This window comes from Yinghuangia aomiensis (assembly GCF_039542225.1).
GTDB lineage: Bacteria > Actinomycetota > Actinomycetes > Streptomycetales > Streptomycetaceae > Yinghuangia > Yinghuangia aomiensis.
Genome location: NZ_BAABHS010000006.1, coordinates 41,701 through 57,049 on the forward strand (window position 1 = coordinate 41,701; position 15,349 = coordinate 57,049).

A 15,349-nucleotide genomic window follows, 5' to 3' on the forward strand; every position below is an offset into this window, starting at 1 on the left:
CACCTCGGCTCCGCCCCGGCCTTCCGGACGCGGAGCCGATGCCTGTCACCACTCAGTCCCGCCGCGCCGACGGCTCCCACTCCCCACGATCGATCGCCGCCTGAAGCCGCGCCGAGAAGTGTGCATGCGCCTCCCGCATCTCCCCTTCCCGATCGGCTTTGTAGAACGGCGCCTCATAGCCGTCCGGCGGAGTCGCCCGCTCCCCGCACTCAAAGGCCAAGAACGCCTCGAAGTCCTCTTTGGTCTGCCCGAAGCCGTACGTATTGTGGTTGCCAGCGATCTTCCGCCCGTTGGCGTCGAACCACATCCGAGATTCGTAGTCGCTGAGCACCGGATACCGCGACTTGTAGATGGCCACAAGTTGATCGGCAGTCATCCCGAGCCATACCGCAACGAGCGCGTCCAACTCGACCAAGGCGGCTCGCCGCTCCATCTCACCTCGCAGCGGCGTGGCGTAATGCCAAGTCGGCTTGAGGCATGCGGTCAGCGGGGCGAGGCGAGGCCAATCAAGCACCCAATGCTCGCCGCCCAGCCATGTAGCGTCGAACAGCTCTTCCCATAGCGGTTCATATGCTCCAGTCAAGCAGTTGAGGCGCAGGGCTCGGAGAAGCAGTGCAGCGGCAAGTGGGTGCTCAGGATCGGCGGCCGGCATCTGCCGAGCCTCGGCCATCTGGAGATGGGAGCGCCCAGAAATGCGAAGCAGATAATCCAGAGGCAGCGCCCCCCAAAATCCAGCTGCCAACACAGTCTCGCGATTCCCGGCAAGCGCCATGCTCTGAATCGTATTCACGTGCGCAGGACCGGGCGGCACAACTGCGGCAAAAAGACTCCTCTCGGTATCAAAAGGAATCATTACTCGCCAGGCAAGGCGAAAGAATTCCGTATAGGGGAGCTTCCGCCCATCGCGATCGAGCCATCTATCTTGCGCCTGCGTGAACCGCTCGACGCTGCAAGACGACGATCGCACATAGTTCGCCCGCGGCACCGCATCAACCGACAGGGTCGAAAGATTCCAGCCCGACCAGTCCCGATTTGTCCGACATGGAATGTTGGGCTGCTTGCCAAACGGGGTTGCAACACCGAGATGCGGACCTTGAAGAATCACGTCACTTAGATGATCAGGATCCCCTTCCGACCACACGATGAGACCATCACGCTTGCCGTTCGATTCGTGATATCCGGAGCTAATCCGAGGCTCCAGATCAGCCACACGCGCCCCAAAAGCAGTCAATGCCGAAATCGCGCCTTGCTCCTGATTCGTCACAGGATAGACTAGCGGATTCTGCGATGCATCCATATCGTCGCCACCGGACAGCCGACGCCAAGTTTCCAGCCGGGCTTCATCAACCTGCACCAAACGCGCCCGGTGCGGACGCAGATCCCACGCCCCTTGATGCTTGATCCCCGGAGGCTCACCGCTCCCATCGTGCTCCAGCGACGCCGACAGTGTCATCGGATGAAAGAGCCAGTTCAAACTCATAAAGTCGATCCGCCGAGCCGGACCGTAGATGTGCACCCCGAATTGGCGTGTTCCCTCCACCTCTTCAAAAAGGTTTTCACGATTCGAGAAGTGTGCATGAATCCGAAGGCGCCGGTAGGCAGCCGCCCGCAGCCGCCCTTCCTTTATGCCGCCAAAGTGCGTATCCGGATGAATGAGGCCGGCAAGTCCATGACGCCCGAAGTTCGCCCACGCACGACACATGAACGCGCGATAGAGATCCGGCTGAGTGCCGACCAGTACCGGGTAAACAACAATCGAGCCCAGCATTGTGTTCAGGCCTGCGCTGACCTCCAACTGACTGAAGAAGTAGGCCGCCTGCCCCAGTGACGCGAGAACGCTACACTTCCGTTCGCTTTTCTGCTCAACTGTCGGCTTCTGCGCCAAGGCAAACCAAGGGTCCGACTCTGCGAGAACGAGGTCTTCTTCCCAGCGAGGCCGCACCCACGGCGGATTCCCCACCTGGAGGTCGAACCCCCCGCCCTCTCCCGCGAAGACATGCGCGAACTGCAACTCCCAGTGGAAGAAGCCCTGTCCGTCCTCGGCCTGTATGTCGCGTTCCGTCGAGCCCGCGATGTCTTCGACCGTGCTCACCCAGGGGAAGCGGGTCGCCAGCTTCACCGGCTCGTCCATCCCCATCAGGCCAGCAAGGGTCCGCTCGAAGTCGGACATCACCTCCAACGACTCGAAGTGCGGGAACAGGCCCTCCATATCGGTCGTCCCGAGGGCCGCTTCGAGGAAATCCAGCCAGTCGTCCCAGTCCTTGAGCGCGATCTGCTCACGGCGGGCGTCGACGATCTGGGTGTGGCGTGTGCCTGTCGCTCGCTTCGCGGCCGCCTTCGGCTGCTTGCCCAAGGAGGAGTCGAACGCGGTCTGTTCGCCGTTCGGGTTGTCGAACAGGCCTTCCGAGGTCCAGTCCAGATCGCCCGGCATCGGGCCGCTGGTCGGCTCCGGCGGGCTCTGCCGTTCGGTTGTCGGGTTCGGGTCGGGGGTAGGCACCGCACCGCCGGCCGCGAGCTCGGAGCCGTCGAGTTCGCCGATCCGGTCCAACGGCCAGAACCACAGCGCGCACCACGTGTCCATCACCAGCTTGAGCCGCCAATACGGCGTCCCGGGATACGTCAGGTCCTCGCGGATCTTCTCCTTGTCGACCGCTTCCTCATGCGGCGTCAGCCAGTCCGCACCCCACACGTCGATGTGGCGGGAGATGTCCTGCTCCGAGATCCGCAGCCGCTCGACGACCAGGTTCCACAGGTACTCGGTGCGGCGAGCCAATCCCTGGAGTCGGGCGACCTGGTTGTTCTTCCCTTTCGCCGCCGGCTTCCGATGCAGCGCCTTGCGCCACGCCGCCATCGCCTTCTGCTGCTCCGGTGCGAGCTTCTTCGCCTCGGTCTCGTCCGCGACCGCGCCCCAGCCCAGCGCCGGGAGCAGGAACTGGTGTACCGCGCCGTCCGGCAACGGGCCATCCCGGAAAGGCAGTTCCTTTGGAGCCTGGGTGTCCTTCTTGGACGCCCACAAACCCTTCGGCAGGTCCTCCGCCGCGTACACCTTCCGGCTCGCGCCGATGAGCGAGTTCCCGCGTCGCAAGTGCAAACCGAACCACGGCGCCCGCATCCCGGGGTGCATCGTGTTGAGCCACAGCGAGACCTCGGCGAGTTCGACGGCCGTCGCGTTCAAGTCCACGCCGTACGCGTTGTGCAGTGCGATGTGCGCCTTGGCCTTCTGCACCTCCACCGGCCGCTGTTCGGGGTCGATCAGTACGCCGAGCTCACGCTCCCGGCGCCGTAGGTACTCCTCCGCGACCTGGTTGATGGCCTCGTTGAGGAACGCCCCCGACCCCAGGGCCGGTTCGCAGATCTTCCAGTCCAGCAGCTCGCGCGCGGGCGTGGTCGTCCCGTCCTGGTCCAGCCGGTACTTCAAGGCCAGCTCGACAGTGACCTTCGTCAGCGACTCAGGCGTGTAGTAGGAAGCCGACGTCTGTCGGTCGCGCCCGGAGAGCCGGTACACGAACGTTCCCTTGGGGTGCACGACCCATTCGGGAACGCCGGTCTCCTCGTTGGCGCGCATGACCCGCACATCCTCGGCGTACTCGGCCGCCTTCGACTCGGGGATCATCCAACTGCCGCCGGACGGGTCTCCGCCTTTGGCGACCTCGTACAAGTTCTCCGTCGCGATGAAGCCCGTGTACGACATCAACCCCTCGTACACCGCCCCGAGCTGGTTGATTCCCAGCTTCGCGTACGAGATGAACCCGCCGCGCTCGCGCCCGCTCCCCTTGGTGAGCATCAAGCGCCTCAGCACCTTGTGCAGCGTCTCGTTGCGCAGCCGGGTATCGATGAACGGCTCGTGTTCGCTATCCGGGTCCTCCTCGTCGAACAGCGGGTTTGGCAGCTTCCGGCCGATCAGCCCGATCGCCTCGGGCTTGAACAGCGCCGCCTTCAGCGCCTCGAAGCGCAGCCCCACGTCCGCACTCCGCGCCGAGCGCCGCAGGCGGTCCGCTTCGCGCATCCGCGTGGTGTGCTCGGCCGCGTCGATCTCCCCGGCCGTGAACAGCCGCGCCGCCTCGGTCTCCGCGCGCGACGCCTCGCGGTCGGCGGCGTCCGCGGCCACGTCCTCCGGTTCGGTGCCGTACGGCCGGTAACCCGTATCGACCTTGTCGAACAGGACGGCCAGCGACTCGTAGAAATGGAAGGTCGTCCGGGACTGCTCCCCCACGAGGTCCCGCACTACCAGGTCGCCGAGACGCTGGAGGCCGTACCCCGCCCCGTACTCCGGGTAGTCCACCGGCAGGATGCCCAGCTCCGGACGCGACTCGGCGTAGAGCAGGAACAGGATCCGGTACAGGTACCGCAACGCCTCGCGGCTCAGGCGCTTGGCCAGCGCCGGGTCGCCGAAGTCCGCCGGCGAAACATGAGCCTCGTCCAGGCGTGCCAGAACCTCGTTGGCGATCAACTCGACGGAGACGCGCAGGCCCTCGCGCAATTCCGTGGATACGCCCACGGCGTGCTTGCCGGAGTTCGCGACGAGCGTCGCGAGCGGTGCCTCGCCGCCGTCCTCCGGCACTCGTACCGCGGCCGCGCCGAACAGTGCCGCGATCGTGTCGAGTTCGCCGCCGTGCCGGTCGTCCTTGCGGTCCAGCGCGGTGTCCAGGCTGACGGCGAGGTAGCGGCCGTCGGCCCACGCCGTGCGGTCGGCCAGCACAAGCACGCCGCCAGCCACCAGCAGTACGAACCGGGGCGGCTCCTGCGTCTCGAACAGGAACCGCACCATGGCTTTTCCGTCGAGCAGTTCCTCCCCCGCGTCCAAACGAGCCGGGTTCGTGAGCGCGCCCGCACCCTCCGGGTCCAAGGCGGCATCCGGTTCGGCGGTCCAGCCGCACGACACCGCGACGACGCCCGGTTCAGCGTGCAGAACCTGGATCTCCTGCTCGCGCCCGGCGCGCTCCAGACTCAGCGTCTGCTCGTGCGCGTCGGTGTAGCCGAGCGCCCGCAACGTCGCAAGCTGGAGTTCGATGAGGCGCTTGGTCCAGTCCCCGGGCGTGGCCAGTCCACCGGACTCCTCGATACGCCGCACGGTGTCGGCGAAGTAGGCCCGGCTGTCGAAGTACGTTCCGTGCAGGGCGCGCAGGCCCTGCCGTGGGGTGCGTCGCCGGGCGGGCAGCGTCGCGAGGTCGGCCCCGGACCGCTCCGCTTCCGCCTTGGCGGCCTCGTACTCGCGCCGGGCCTCGTCCTCGATGGCCGCCCATCGTGCGAGCAGGCCATCCTTGGCCTTGAGCTCACGGGGCAAGACGTCGGCGAGGTAATGCGCGGAGAAGTAGTCGTTGCGGTTGAGGATCGAGTCGTAGGTCACGCCCGTCCGCCTTCCGTCCCCGGGACGTCGATGACGCCGAGCACACGCAGCAGCGGTCGGCCCGTCGTCTCCAACTCGGCGGCCAGCCTGCTGCGGTCGCTCACGGTCTCCTCGATCTCGCGGCTACGCCGCCCTGAAGTCCCGGGCAGCGTTTCCTGTTTCCACTTGGCCAGGCGCCGCTGGTACTCGTCCAGCGGACCGCTGATCTGCTCGGCCCACTCCGTCTTGCGTTGCTCCAAGTGCTCGGCGGCGAACTCCACCGCCCGGCCCACGAGTCCCTGAAGCGCGGCGAGGTCGAGCGGGCCGCTGGTGCGGGCGAGGTCGGGCCCGACCTTGGCATCTGCAAGTGCGGCTGTCATAGGCACGATTTCCGGTGCGTCAGGAAGACCGCGCACCGCCATCCAGGCGACCACGGTCGGCCGTCCCTTGGCGTTGGAGTAGATGCCCTGGATGAGGAACATCGGCCCGTCGATGTGCGGAGAGGTGATGACAGGCGCCTCCTGCCGGCCGAATCGCACGAGCACCTTGTCGGTAAGCCATTCGACGAACGGATGGACGTCGGTCAAGAACGACACCGTGGGCCAGATGGTCTTGCTGCTCTCCCGGGCCGCCGCGAGCCGGCGCTCCGCCAGGCCGCGGTCGAAGGTCAGCAGCATGCGTTCGGCGACGCCTTGGTCCTTCAGATAGGACGGCGGCAGCGCCTTGAGCCGGTGCATGAGGTCCGGGGACTTCACCGGGGACAGCGACAGGTACTTGCCGCCCTCCGGATCGACACCTCGGGACAGGTCGAGGGCGTTCTCCGGATGGTCGTCGAAAGCCTCGGAGAGAGCGGCGTCGACGAACGCCGCCGTATCCCCGTCGAACAGGCTCGGGACATCAGCGCGCCGCGGCAGTTCGTGCTCGGTGATCTCGTCGACGTGCCCGAAAAGATCGGCGAGGAGGTCGTCGTCGTCGGTGGCCTCCAGGAAGCTCTCGACCGTTCCCCCGTTCATGAGTTCTTGGACGAGCCGTCGTTCCTCTTCCTCGGCACGATAGAACCCGGTGACGGCTTCGGCGGTGCCGTTGAGACGGTGTGCTTCCTCTTCACGGCGCAGCAGCTTCTCGGCCACCGTGCGGTCGTCCTTCGCCCCTTCCTGGGCCGAGGTCAGGATCAGTGCCCGGAATTCCGGCTGCTCGCGCTGCCCATAGCGGTCGATGCGGCCGTTGCGCTGCTCGATACGGATCAGGGACCACGGGATGTCGTAGTGCACCAAGTGGTGGCACTGGCGGTGCAGGTTGACACCTTCCGACGCGACGTCACCGGTGAAGAGCATGCGTACCGGGTCGTCCGCGAGGCCGAACCGCTCGACGCGCTTCTGCTGTTCGTCGTCGCTGAGGCCGCCGTGCATGACCAGCGCGGCCTTCTTCGCCTCTGTGGCCCGGAAGCCGAGGCGTGCCGGGACGGCCTTCTCCAGCCACTTGAGGGTCGCCACGCGCTCGGAGAAGACCACGACGCGCGCGGGGCTGCCCGGTCCGATGCCGATCGCCTTGAGCTGGTCGACGAGTTCGTCCAGCTTGGCGGAGTCTCCGGGCGCGCCGTCGATGCCGATCGCGGCGGTGGCTTGCGCGAGGCGGTTCAGCGCCGTCCGTTCGTCGGTGTCGGAAGGGTCAAGGATGCGGCCGGCCGCGAGGGCCTTCTTGGCGCGGTCGTCCAGGACGCCGAGCCGTCGCTCCACGGTTTCCGCGAGCGCGACGTGCGAGGAGAGGAAGGCCTTGAGGATGTTGTACGCGAAGAGGCGGTCCTTCGTGACCGGCTTGCGGTCCTCGTCCGCCGTCCCGAACTCCGTGCTCGCGGCCGCCCCGGGAAGCCAGTGGCGGCTGAGCTCGCCGAAGATCGACTCCTCCGCCGCGGTCGCGGTGCAGTGCAGCGAGTGCGTGGGACCGCGGTCGGCCCACGCGTCGCCCATCTGGTCGCGGACCTCCGGATCGATCTTCGTACGCCGGATGAACAGGTGCCCGAGGTCGCGCTCCGGGTGATAGTTCTCGGGGTCGGCGATCGCCGCGGGGTCGAGCAGCGTGACCAGGTCGGCAAACGAACGGGCGTCCCCGTTGTGCGGGGTGGCGCTGGCGAGCAGCAACGCGTCGGTGTTCGGGGCGAGTGTCTCGGCGAGCGCGCGGCGTTGGCTCCCGCGGTTGATCAGGTTGTGAGACTCGTCGATGACGACCGCGTCCCAGTGGATGCGTTCCAGGTGGTGCCGGTACTGGCCGATGTTCTTGAGCGTGTCGATGGAGATGATGACGCGCTTGTAGTGGGTGAACGGGTTGCGCCCGGCCGGAATCTCCCGCTGGACGCGCTGGATGCCGAGCGAGTCGAGCCGTACCAGGGGGATCGCGAAGCGCGTCCACAGCTCGTGCTGGAACTGCTCCAGGACGTGCTGCGGGGTGACGACGAGGATGCGCTCACCGCGCCCGCGCCGCATCAGCTCGGCCAGGATGAGGCCGATCTCCAGCGTCTTGCCCAAGCCGACGACGTCGGCGATCAGCAGGCGAGGCTGAAGGTTGCGCATCGACAACGCCAGCTCCGCCGGGCGTTGCTGGTAGGCGAGCGGGTCGAGCAGAAAGCGGTCGGCAAGGGCAAGGCCGCGCTCGGACTGGGGCAGCGGCGTCTTGCGCAGTATGGCTTCGAGGAAGAGCCGGCTCCGCCGGAAGTAGGGCGAAGAGTCGACGACCAGCGTGGTCTCCTCCGGCTTCAGCAGTTCGATGTCGTCGACCGCGGAGAAGAAGACGGCCTCGTGGTCGCGGACGAGCTCCGAAACGCCCACGACTTCGACGCGCTCGCCGTCCCGAGTAGTGGTCTGCGTGCTTTTGACCAGCCACAACTCGTCACGGACCAGGACTTGGGCGCCGGGCGGGTACCTGGTGTCGTCCTGGCCTGCCACCGATTCTCCTCTGTACTTTTCTGATGCCTTGACTTGGTCTCGCGGGCTCGACGCGGTCAGAACCGGCCGTCACGGGCATATGCCGCGCGCATACGCTCGGCAATCCGCAGGGGGAGGTCGAGCCGGGTTCCCGATCGCACGCCCGAGCCTACGAGCACGCCCACGTCCCTGGGCGTCGGCCCATCGCCGCGGCCGGCGTCCCACCGCGCGGCCGGTTCCTCCGCGTGTGGCCCGAGCACGTCCACGACACTGACCGGGGCGGTCGCGTCATCCGCGGCCGGATCGATGATGTCAGGTGTGTAGACCAGCGGAGCCGCGTCCTCGGCTCGTGGCTTCTCCTGCGGCAGGCCCATGACGTCACGTTCCGCGGCGGACCGCCCCGCCAGCAGACGCTTGGCCTGGGCGGCGTTGCTTCCGGCTTGCTCGATGACGTCGACGAGGTCCCGGGTCACGCCGGCGAGCGTGGGACGCGCGTCCGGTTCGTACGCGAGCATGGCTGTGATCGTGCCGTGCAGCGGAGAAGGCAGACCACCGAGGTTCGGTGGTGTCCGCGGGTCCTCGATGCGCAGCGCGATGGCCTGCCACGTCTCCCCTTCATAGGGATAGTGGCCGGTCGCCGCGTACAGGAGCACCGCGCCGAGCGCGTACACGTCCGCGGCTGGGGTGAGGTCGGCATCTCCCCGTGCTTGTTCCGGCGGCATGCAGACAATGGAGCCCACGACGAAGCCGGATGCGGTGAGCGTGCCGCGACGTTGGGTGAGCACGGCCAGCCCGAAGTCGATGATCTTCGGGCCGTACTCCGCGAGCAGAATGTTCTGCGGCTTCAGGTCGCGGTGCAGCAGGCCCGCCTCGTGGACGGTCGAGGTCGCTTCGGCCAGCATGGCCCCCAGGCTGGCGGTCTCGACCAGCGGCAGGGTCCCGTGCCGGGACACATGCGACCTCAGGTCGGGGCCGTGCACGTACTCCACCGCCAGCCAGGGCTGATCGGCGTGCGGGTCGCCGCCCAGGAACGCCGCTACCCCCGCGCCGTAGACGGTCTTGAGGCTGTCGACCTCGGATACGAATCGGTTCCGCGCATCGTCGTCCAGCACCGAGGACTTGATCACCTTGACGGCGGCGAGTTGCCCGGCCGGCGACTGGCCGAGGAACACCTCGCCCATGCCACCGGCCCCGATGCGCCCGAGAAGGGTGTAGCCGCCCAGCGATCGGGGATCACCGTCGCGCATCGATTCCACCGGCTCACCCCCCTTGCGACGTCGGGCCTTGCGCGAGGATTCTACGGCCCCGGCGCCGCCCCTCCGCTGGCTTTGTGGACACGCCTCCGCGAAACCAACCTTCGGGTCGGGTGTCACCGTCCGACGCCCGCAGCCATGCCCCACGCCTCGCAGGCCGGCCAAGCCAGTCACTCGGCACGGCCCACACCCATCGCCGACTGCGGGTGCTGGGGACAGGGTGGCGAGCCACGACAGCCGCCCAGCCTCTTCGGTGCCCCTACCTCACTGCGGCAGCACCGTCCGCCCCATCCTCCCCCGCACCGCATGCCAAGCCCCCCGCGCCCGCGCGCCCGTGCGGGCGGCCTTGCGGTCCTGGCGGGCCAGGGTGACCGCGGTGAACTTCGCCTGGCGGACCGCCCAGTGCCAGATCTCCGGGGCCGAGCGGTGTTCGAGCGCCATCGCGAGGTGGTTGCGGCTCTGGTAGTACAGCCGCCACGGCGGGGACGTCGCGGCGCCCGCGTGCAGCGTGCGCACCAAGGGCTCGGGGAGGATCCGGATCGCCCAGCCCGCGCGGCGGGCGCGGATGCAGTACTCCATCTCCTCCCACATCATGAAGTACTCCGCCTTGGGCAGCCCGAGTTCGCGTACGGCCGCGGCGTTCACCAGCGCGCCGGCGAAGATCAGCAGGTCGACGTCGTACGATCCCCCGTCCGGCGGCGGCGCCACGTGGTCGAGGATCCGGTTCTTCCAGGCGACGCCGAGCTTGGCGACCTCGCCGCGGTCGTCGATGAGCCAGGACGCGAACATCGCGGTGCGTTCCGGCAGCGCGGGCATCGCGTCGAGCATCCGGGCGAGCGCGCCGGGTTCCGGGTGGTCGTCGTCGTTGAACAGCCACGCCCAGTCGTGGCCGCGTTCGACGGCGACCCGCAGTCCCTCGCCGAACCCGCCCGCCGGGCCGGTGTTCTCGGCCAGCCGCACGTGGACGGCCTTGGGGAACTCCTCCGCCAGCATCCGCGCGGTATCGTCCGCGGACGCGTTGTCGACGACGATCACCTCGTCGGGCGCCCGCGTCGACGCGTCCATAGCCAGCAGCGATTCGCGCAGCATCGCCGACCGGTTGTAGGTCACGAACACCGCGGCCACCGACGTCATCGCAGTGCCTCCCAAATCGTGCGCGCCACACATGGCCACGTCATCGTCGGTCGGAGCATGTCGCCGCGTTTGGCCGCGCACTCGCGCAGGGCGGCGTAGTCCGCGCGGACGGTGCCGAGTGCGGCGTAAAGGGCGTCGGTGTCGCCTGGCGGCACCAGGACGCCCGCGTCCTCCACGATCGCGCGCTGGTTGCCGACCGTGGTGCCCACGCACGGGAGTCCGCGGGTGAGGGCCTCGACCAACGCGATGCCGTACGCCTCCCGTTGCGTGGGAATCACCAACACGTCCGCAGCGTCGTAGAGTTCCGGCATCCGGTCGTGCGGTACGCGGCCTGCCGCGGTCACACCCGGGGGCAACGGTCCGGCGGGGGCGCTGCCCGCCAGCGTGAGCGTCCACCGCGGATCGTCCGCGTAGCGGCGCGCGAAGGCCTCCAACAGCGTCGGCCCGCCCTTGAGTTCCCACTGCGTGCCGACGAAGAGCAGCCGCGGGGGTCCGTCGAGCGTTCGGGCAGGTGGCGTCGCATGTGGGGCGGGCACATTGACGCCGGCCCCCACCACCGCGATCCGTTCGGGGTCCAGGGCGTAGCGCGCCGCCAGCACCTCGGCGGTGCTCGGTCCCATGACGAACACCTTGTGGGCGTCCGCCAGCATGCGGCGTTCGCGGTCGAGCCAGCCGTCGGTGTAGCGCGAGCGGTAGGCCCCCGTCCCGCCGGGGACGTCGTCGGCGCCGGTGGTGCCTTCGAGGCCGACGCGATCGGTGTAGACCGCGTACCGGACGCCTTCGGGGGGCACGATCGCGGGCAGCGACTGCACGATCAGCACCGGGCGGTCGCGGGTCAGCAGCGCGCGGCGGGCGACGTAGCGTTGGACGCCGGTCGGCCATGCGGCGGTCTTCGTCCACGGCACGCCCGATCCGGCCCGGCGGGCTTCGGCGGTGGCGCGGATCCGGGCTCCGGCGAGGCGGGGTTCGCGGGCGAGCGGCATGACGTCGAGCGCGGTGACCTCGACCAAGTCGCGCAGAGCGGTGAGCAGGCGCGGGGCCGAGCCGGAGAAGGCGCCGGAGTGCAGGAAGACGAGTCCGTCACCCATGTCCGGCCGCCCCCTCCCCCGGGGTGCGGGTCCGCGCGGCTTTGAGGCGTCGGGCGCGGCGGAGTTCGCTGCCTTTGTAGGCGACCAGCTGTCCGAGCGCGTTGGCCCGTTCCCGGCCGCGCTCCGCGAACGGCCGCCGGTCGGCGATGGCGGCTTCGTAGCACTTGAGGAGGCGGTCGGTCTGGCGCTTCAGGGACATGCGGCCGCGCACCAATTCCGCGGACCAAAGGGCAAGTTCGCTGCGTCGGTCGGCGTCCTGGAAGAGGCTCAGGAGCATGCCCGGGAGCGGGTCGGCCGCGGGGTCGAGTCCCTCGCCGACCCCGTAGAAGCCGAGGCGGTCGAACACCGGGATGGTGTCCGGCCGGACGGGTTCGGTGAAGCCGCGTTCGCCGACGACGACGGCGGCCGCGCCGAGGGCCATGCCGCGCAGGACCGAGCTGCCCATGCCGCACACGACGTCGGCGCAGACGTAGGCGGCGCGCGGGTCGTCGAGGGGCCCGGTGAGGATCACGGCGCGGCGGCCGAGGTCGGCGTTGGTCTTGTCGGCGCGTCGCCGGATGTCCTCTTCGGCGCTGCCGCCGCCGACGACCAGCAGCCGGATGCCCGGCAGTTCGGGGTCCAAGGCGGGGACGGCGTCGATGCAGCGTTCGATGCTCTCCTGCTTCATGCTCCGGGCGAGGCGGGAGACGATCGCGAAGGTCGGGGGTCCGGCCGGGAGGTCGTGGGCGGCGCGGAAAGCGTCGAGGTCGACGGTCGCGCGGTCGTCCCAGTCGGTGTCGATGGGCGGTTCGAGGAGGTGCGAGCGTGCCGTGCCGCGTTGTGCGGTGACCTCGTCGTGGAGGTCGCCGTAGCCCAGGGTGAGGGTGACCGGCGGGACGTAGGGCGGCAGGCTGCCCATGGACATGATCGAGCCGACGACGGCCGCGCCGCGGGCGCCGAGGTAGGCCTCCAGCGTCGGCCAGTATTCGTAGGCGTGCACGACGTCGATGCGGTGCCGGCGGACGGTGTCGCGGACCGCGCGGAGGACGGCCGGGGACGGCCGCATGCTCATCTGCTCCGGTGCCTCGACGATCGGCAGACCGGTGGCCGCGAGGCGGTCGCGGAGCGGGCCGCCGCGGGCCAGGACCCGGACGTCGTGGCCGCGTTCGCGGACCGCGCGGGCGAGGTCGAGCGCGTTGATGGAGCTGCCGCCGAGCTGCATGTCGTGCGGGATGACCAGGACGCGCACGGGCTCACGTCTCCCAGTGGTGTTCGACGTAGACGGGCGCCGCCATGACGACCGCGCGGGGCGGCGTCTCCAGGTCGGGACCGGTGACGTCGAACTGTTTGGCGGGCGCCCAGCTCATGAGCGGGTGCCCGTCGGTGTCGTAGACGCCGACCCACAGGGCGTAGCGGCCGCGCGGCAGCGGGAGTTGGTCGAGGGTGCAGCGGATCTGGTTGCCCGCCCAGCCGAGGTAGATCTCCTTGCGGGCGGTGAAGACCGGGCTTGCGGTGCCTTCGGTGACGCCGATGTGGAGGACGGCGGGTCCGGTGCGTTCGGTGGTGAAGTCGAGGTCGACGACCATCGGCGCGCTCGTGGTGGGCTGCGGATGGTCGAGGCCGCGGATGTCGCAGTAGGAGAACCGCACGGGTTCGTTGGTCTTGACGCGCAGTGCGGTCTCGTCTTCGACGCTGTCGCGGTACCCGCGCAGGGCGGTGCGGATGGGTCCGTCGGTGCGGATGTCGCCTTGTTCGAGCCAGATACCGCGCGTGCATATGGACTCGACGGACGCGAGGTCGTGGGAGACCAGCACGAGGGTGGTGCCCTGTTCGAGGACGACGCGCATGCGGTCCAGGCACTTCTGCTGGAAGAGCGCGTCGCCGACGGCGAGGACTTCGTCGACGAGCAGGACGTCGGGTTCGAGGAACGCGGCGACGGCGAAGCCGAGGCGCATCTGCATACCGGACGAGTACCACTTGACCTGCCGGTCGATCGCGGTACCCAGTTCGGCGAAGTCCACGATGTCGTCGAAGCGTTTGGCGACTTCGGCGCGTTTGAGGCCGAGGAGGGAGCCGTACAGGTAGGCGTTCTCCCGGCCGGTCAGGTCCGGGTGGATGCCCGCACGGACTTCGATGAGCGCGCCGATGCGGCCGCGGACCTCGAGCTTGCCGGCGTACGGGTACATGACGCCGGTGAGCATTTTGAGCAGCGTCGACTTGCCGGACCCGTTGGAGCCGATGAGACCGACGGCCTCGCCCGGTTCGATGTGCAGGTTGATGTCGCGCAGCGCCCACCGCCAGTCCGCCTGGTCGCGGCGGGTGACCTTGCGGACGATGCGGCCGAGGTTGTCGCGCAGCAGCATGCGGCGGCTGTCGGCGCGGAACCGCTTCCACAGGTGGGTGGCTTCGATGCTCCCGTCAGGCAACATCCGCGATCCCCGTTTCCAGCTTCTTGAAGATCTTGTAGCCGACGAGCAGCATCAGCGTGGCGGACAAGGCCGCGACGCCGGTGAGCTTCCAGTCGGGCATCTGGCCGTAGAGCATGGTGCGCCGGTAGCCGTCGATGACCGCGGCGAGCGGGTTCGCGGCCACGTAGGGCACGAGCCAGTCCTTGGTGATCTGGTCGAGGCCGTAGGCCACCGGGGTGGCGAACATGCCCATCTGCATGAGCAGCGGCAGCATGTGCCGGATGTCGCGGAAATAGACGACCGAGGCGGAGAGCAGCAGGGCCGCGCCCATCGCGACCTCGATCTGGATGACGAGGAACAGCGGTGCGATGTACGTGGTCTGCGCGGGCGCCTTGGTGTAGACCGCGAACAGCAGGATGAGGACGATCGTCGCGATCATCATGTCGAACAGGGCGACGATGATGGTGGCGAGCGGGAAGACCTCGCGCGGGCAGTACACCTTGTTGAGCAGCGGGCCGTTGGACACGATCGCGTTGGCGCCCTGGGTGACCGCGGCCATGAAGAACGTCCAGCCGAGCAGGCCGACGTAGCTGAACAGCGGATACGGCGCGCCGTGCGACTCGGCGATCTTGTTGACGTCGCCGACGCGTTGGAAGACGACGGTGAAGACCAGCATGAGCATGACCGGCGTGAGCACCGCCCAGGCGAACCCGAGCACGGCCTGCTTGTAGCGGGCGCGCAGGTCGCGTTCGGCGAGGGTGCGGACGAGCTCGCGGGCCTTCCACAGTTCGCCGATGCCGCGCAGCAGGCCGGTACGGCGTTTGAAGCGGAGTTCCGGCGGCGGGCCTTCGGGGATCTCACGGGGCGGCTGCGTGGCGACCGCGGCGTGGGCGCCGAAGCCGCCGGGGCGGACCGGGGCGCGGCCGTTGGCGGCGCCGCCCGATGACCCGTTGGTGCCGTTGGTGCCGTTGGTGCCGTGCGGCCCGTAGGGGGCCGGGTGTTCGACGGCGGGCCCGGGTTTGGCGTGCCGGCCTCCGGCGGCCCGCGGTGCCGCCGGTTCGGCGCCGGGCGCGCCGATGTGCGGCCCGGGCGGCTGCCTCGGGCCGGGCGGGTGGTGCGTCTGACCGTTCATCCGGGTGTGCGGCCACGCGCCATCGCCGCGCGCGCCGACAGACCCCCCCACAGCGTCCCCCACGGACTCCCCCTCCCTGGTCCGCCGTCAACTCTGGCACAGGACCGGGCG

General features: G+C 68.9%; 8 protein-coding genes. All 8 read right to left on the reverse strand.

Annotation, left to right across the window (positions count from 1 at the left end):
• Positions 1-52: 52 nt before the first annotated feature.
• Complete coding sequence (locus ABEA93_RS09715; protein ID WP_345674972.1) at positions 53-5,347, reverse strand: DNA methyltransferase family protein; 5,295 nt, start codon at positions 5,345-5,347, stop codon at positions 53-55.
• Positions 5,344-8,265: an SNF2-related protein gene (locus ABEA93_RS09720; RefSeq protein ID WP_345674973.1), complete on the reverse strand. Its 2,922-nt coding sequence runs from the start codon at positions 8,263-8,265 to the stop codon at positions 5,344-5,346. Before ABEA93_RS09720 ends, ABEA93_RS09715 begins: the two co-directional genes overlap by 4 nt.
• Positions 8,266-8,321: 56 nt before the next feature.
• Positions 8,322-9,617: a serine/threonine-protein kinase gene (locus tag ABEA93_RS09725; RefSeq protein WP_345674974.1), complete on the reverse strand. Its 1,296-nt coding sequence runs from the start codon at positions 9,615-9,617 to the stop codon at positions 8,322-8,324.
• Positions 9,618-9,761: 144 nt separating this feature from the next.
• Positions 9,762-10,631 carry a glycosyltransferase gene (locus tag ABEA93_RS09730; RefSeq protein ID WP_345674975.1) on the reverse strand — a complete coding sequence of 290 codons (870 nt, stop codon included), beginning with the start codon at positions 10,629-10,631 and terminating at the stop codon, positions 9,762-9,764.
• Positions 10,628-11,719, reverse strand: a complete 1,092-nt coding sequence (locus ABEA93_RS09735) for a glycosyltransferase family 4 protein (protein WP_345674976.1) — start codon at positions 11,717-11,719, stop codon at positions 10,628-10,630. The genes ABEA93_RS09730 and ABEA93_RS09735 overlap by 4 nt, the downstream gene beginning before the upstream one ends.
• On the reverse strand, positions 11,712-12,947 hold the full coding sequence (locus tag ABEA93_RS09740; protein ID WP_345674977.1) for a glycosyltransferase: 1,236 nt from the start codon (positions 12,945-12,947) through the stop codon (positions 11,712-11,714). Before ABEA93_RS09740 ends, ABEA93_RS09735 begins: the two co-directional genes overlap by 8 nt.
• A gap of 4 nt (positions 12,948-12,951) precedes the next feature.
• Positions 12,952-14,127, reverse strand: coding sequence for an ABC transporter ATP-binding protein (locus ABEA93_RS09745; protein ID WP_345674978.1), 1,176 nt, complete (start codon positions 14,125-14,127; stop codon positions 12,952-12,954).
• Positions 14,117-15,238 carry an ABC transporter permease gene (locus ABEA93_RS09750; protein WP_345674979.1) on the reverse strand — a complete coding sequence of 374 codons (1,122 nt, stop codon included), beginning with the start codon at positions 15,236-15,238 and terminating at the stop codon, positions 14,117-14,119. The genes ABEA93_RS09745 and ABEA93_RS09750 overlap by 11 nt, the downstream gene beginning before the upstream one ends.
• Between the last annotated feature and the right edge of the window lie 111 nt (positions 15,239-15,349).

Bases quoted from the DNA above. Each gene is read 5' to 3' on its own strand.
- ABEA93_RS09730 (WP_345674975.1), bottom strand. From the start codon at position 10,631: ATGACGTCGGTGGCCGCGGTGTTCGTGACCTACAACCGGTCGGCGATG.
- ABEA93_RS09735 (WP_345674976.1), bottom strand. From the start codon at position 11,719: ATGGGTGACGGACTCGTCTTCCTGCACTCCGGCGCCTTCTCCGGCTCG.
- ABEA93_RS09745 (WP_345674978.1), bottom strand. From the start codon at position 14,127: ATGTTGCCTGACGGGAGCATCGAAGCCACCCACCTGTGGAAGCGGTTC.
- ABEA93_RS09750 (WP_345674979.1), bottom strand. From the start codon at position 15,238: ATGAACGGTCAGACGCACCACCCGCCCGGCCCGAGGCAGCCGCCCGGG.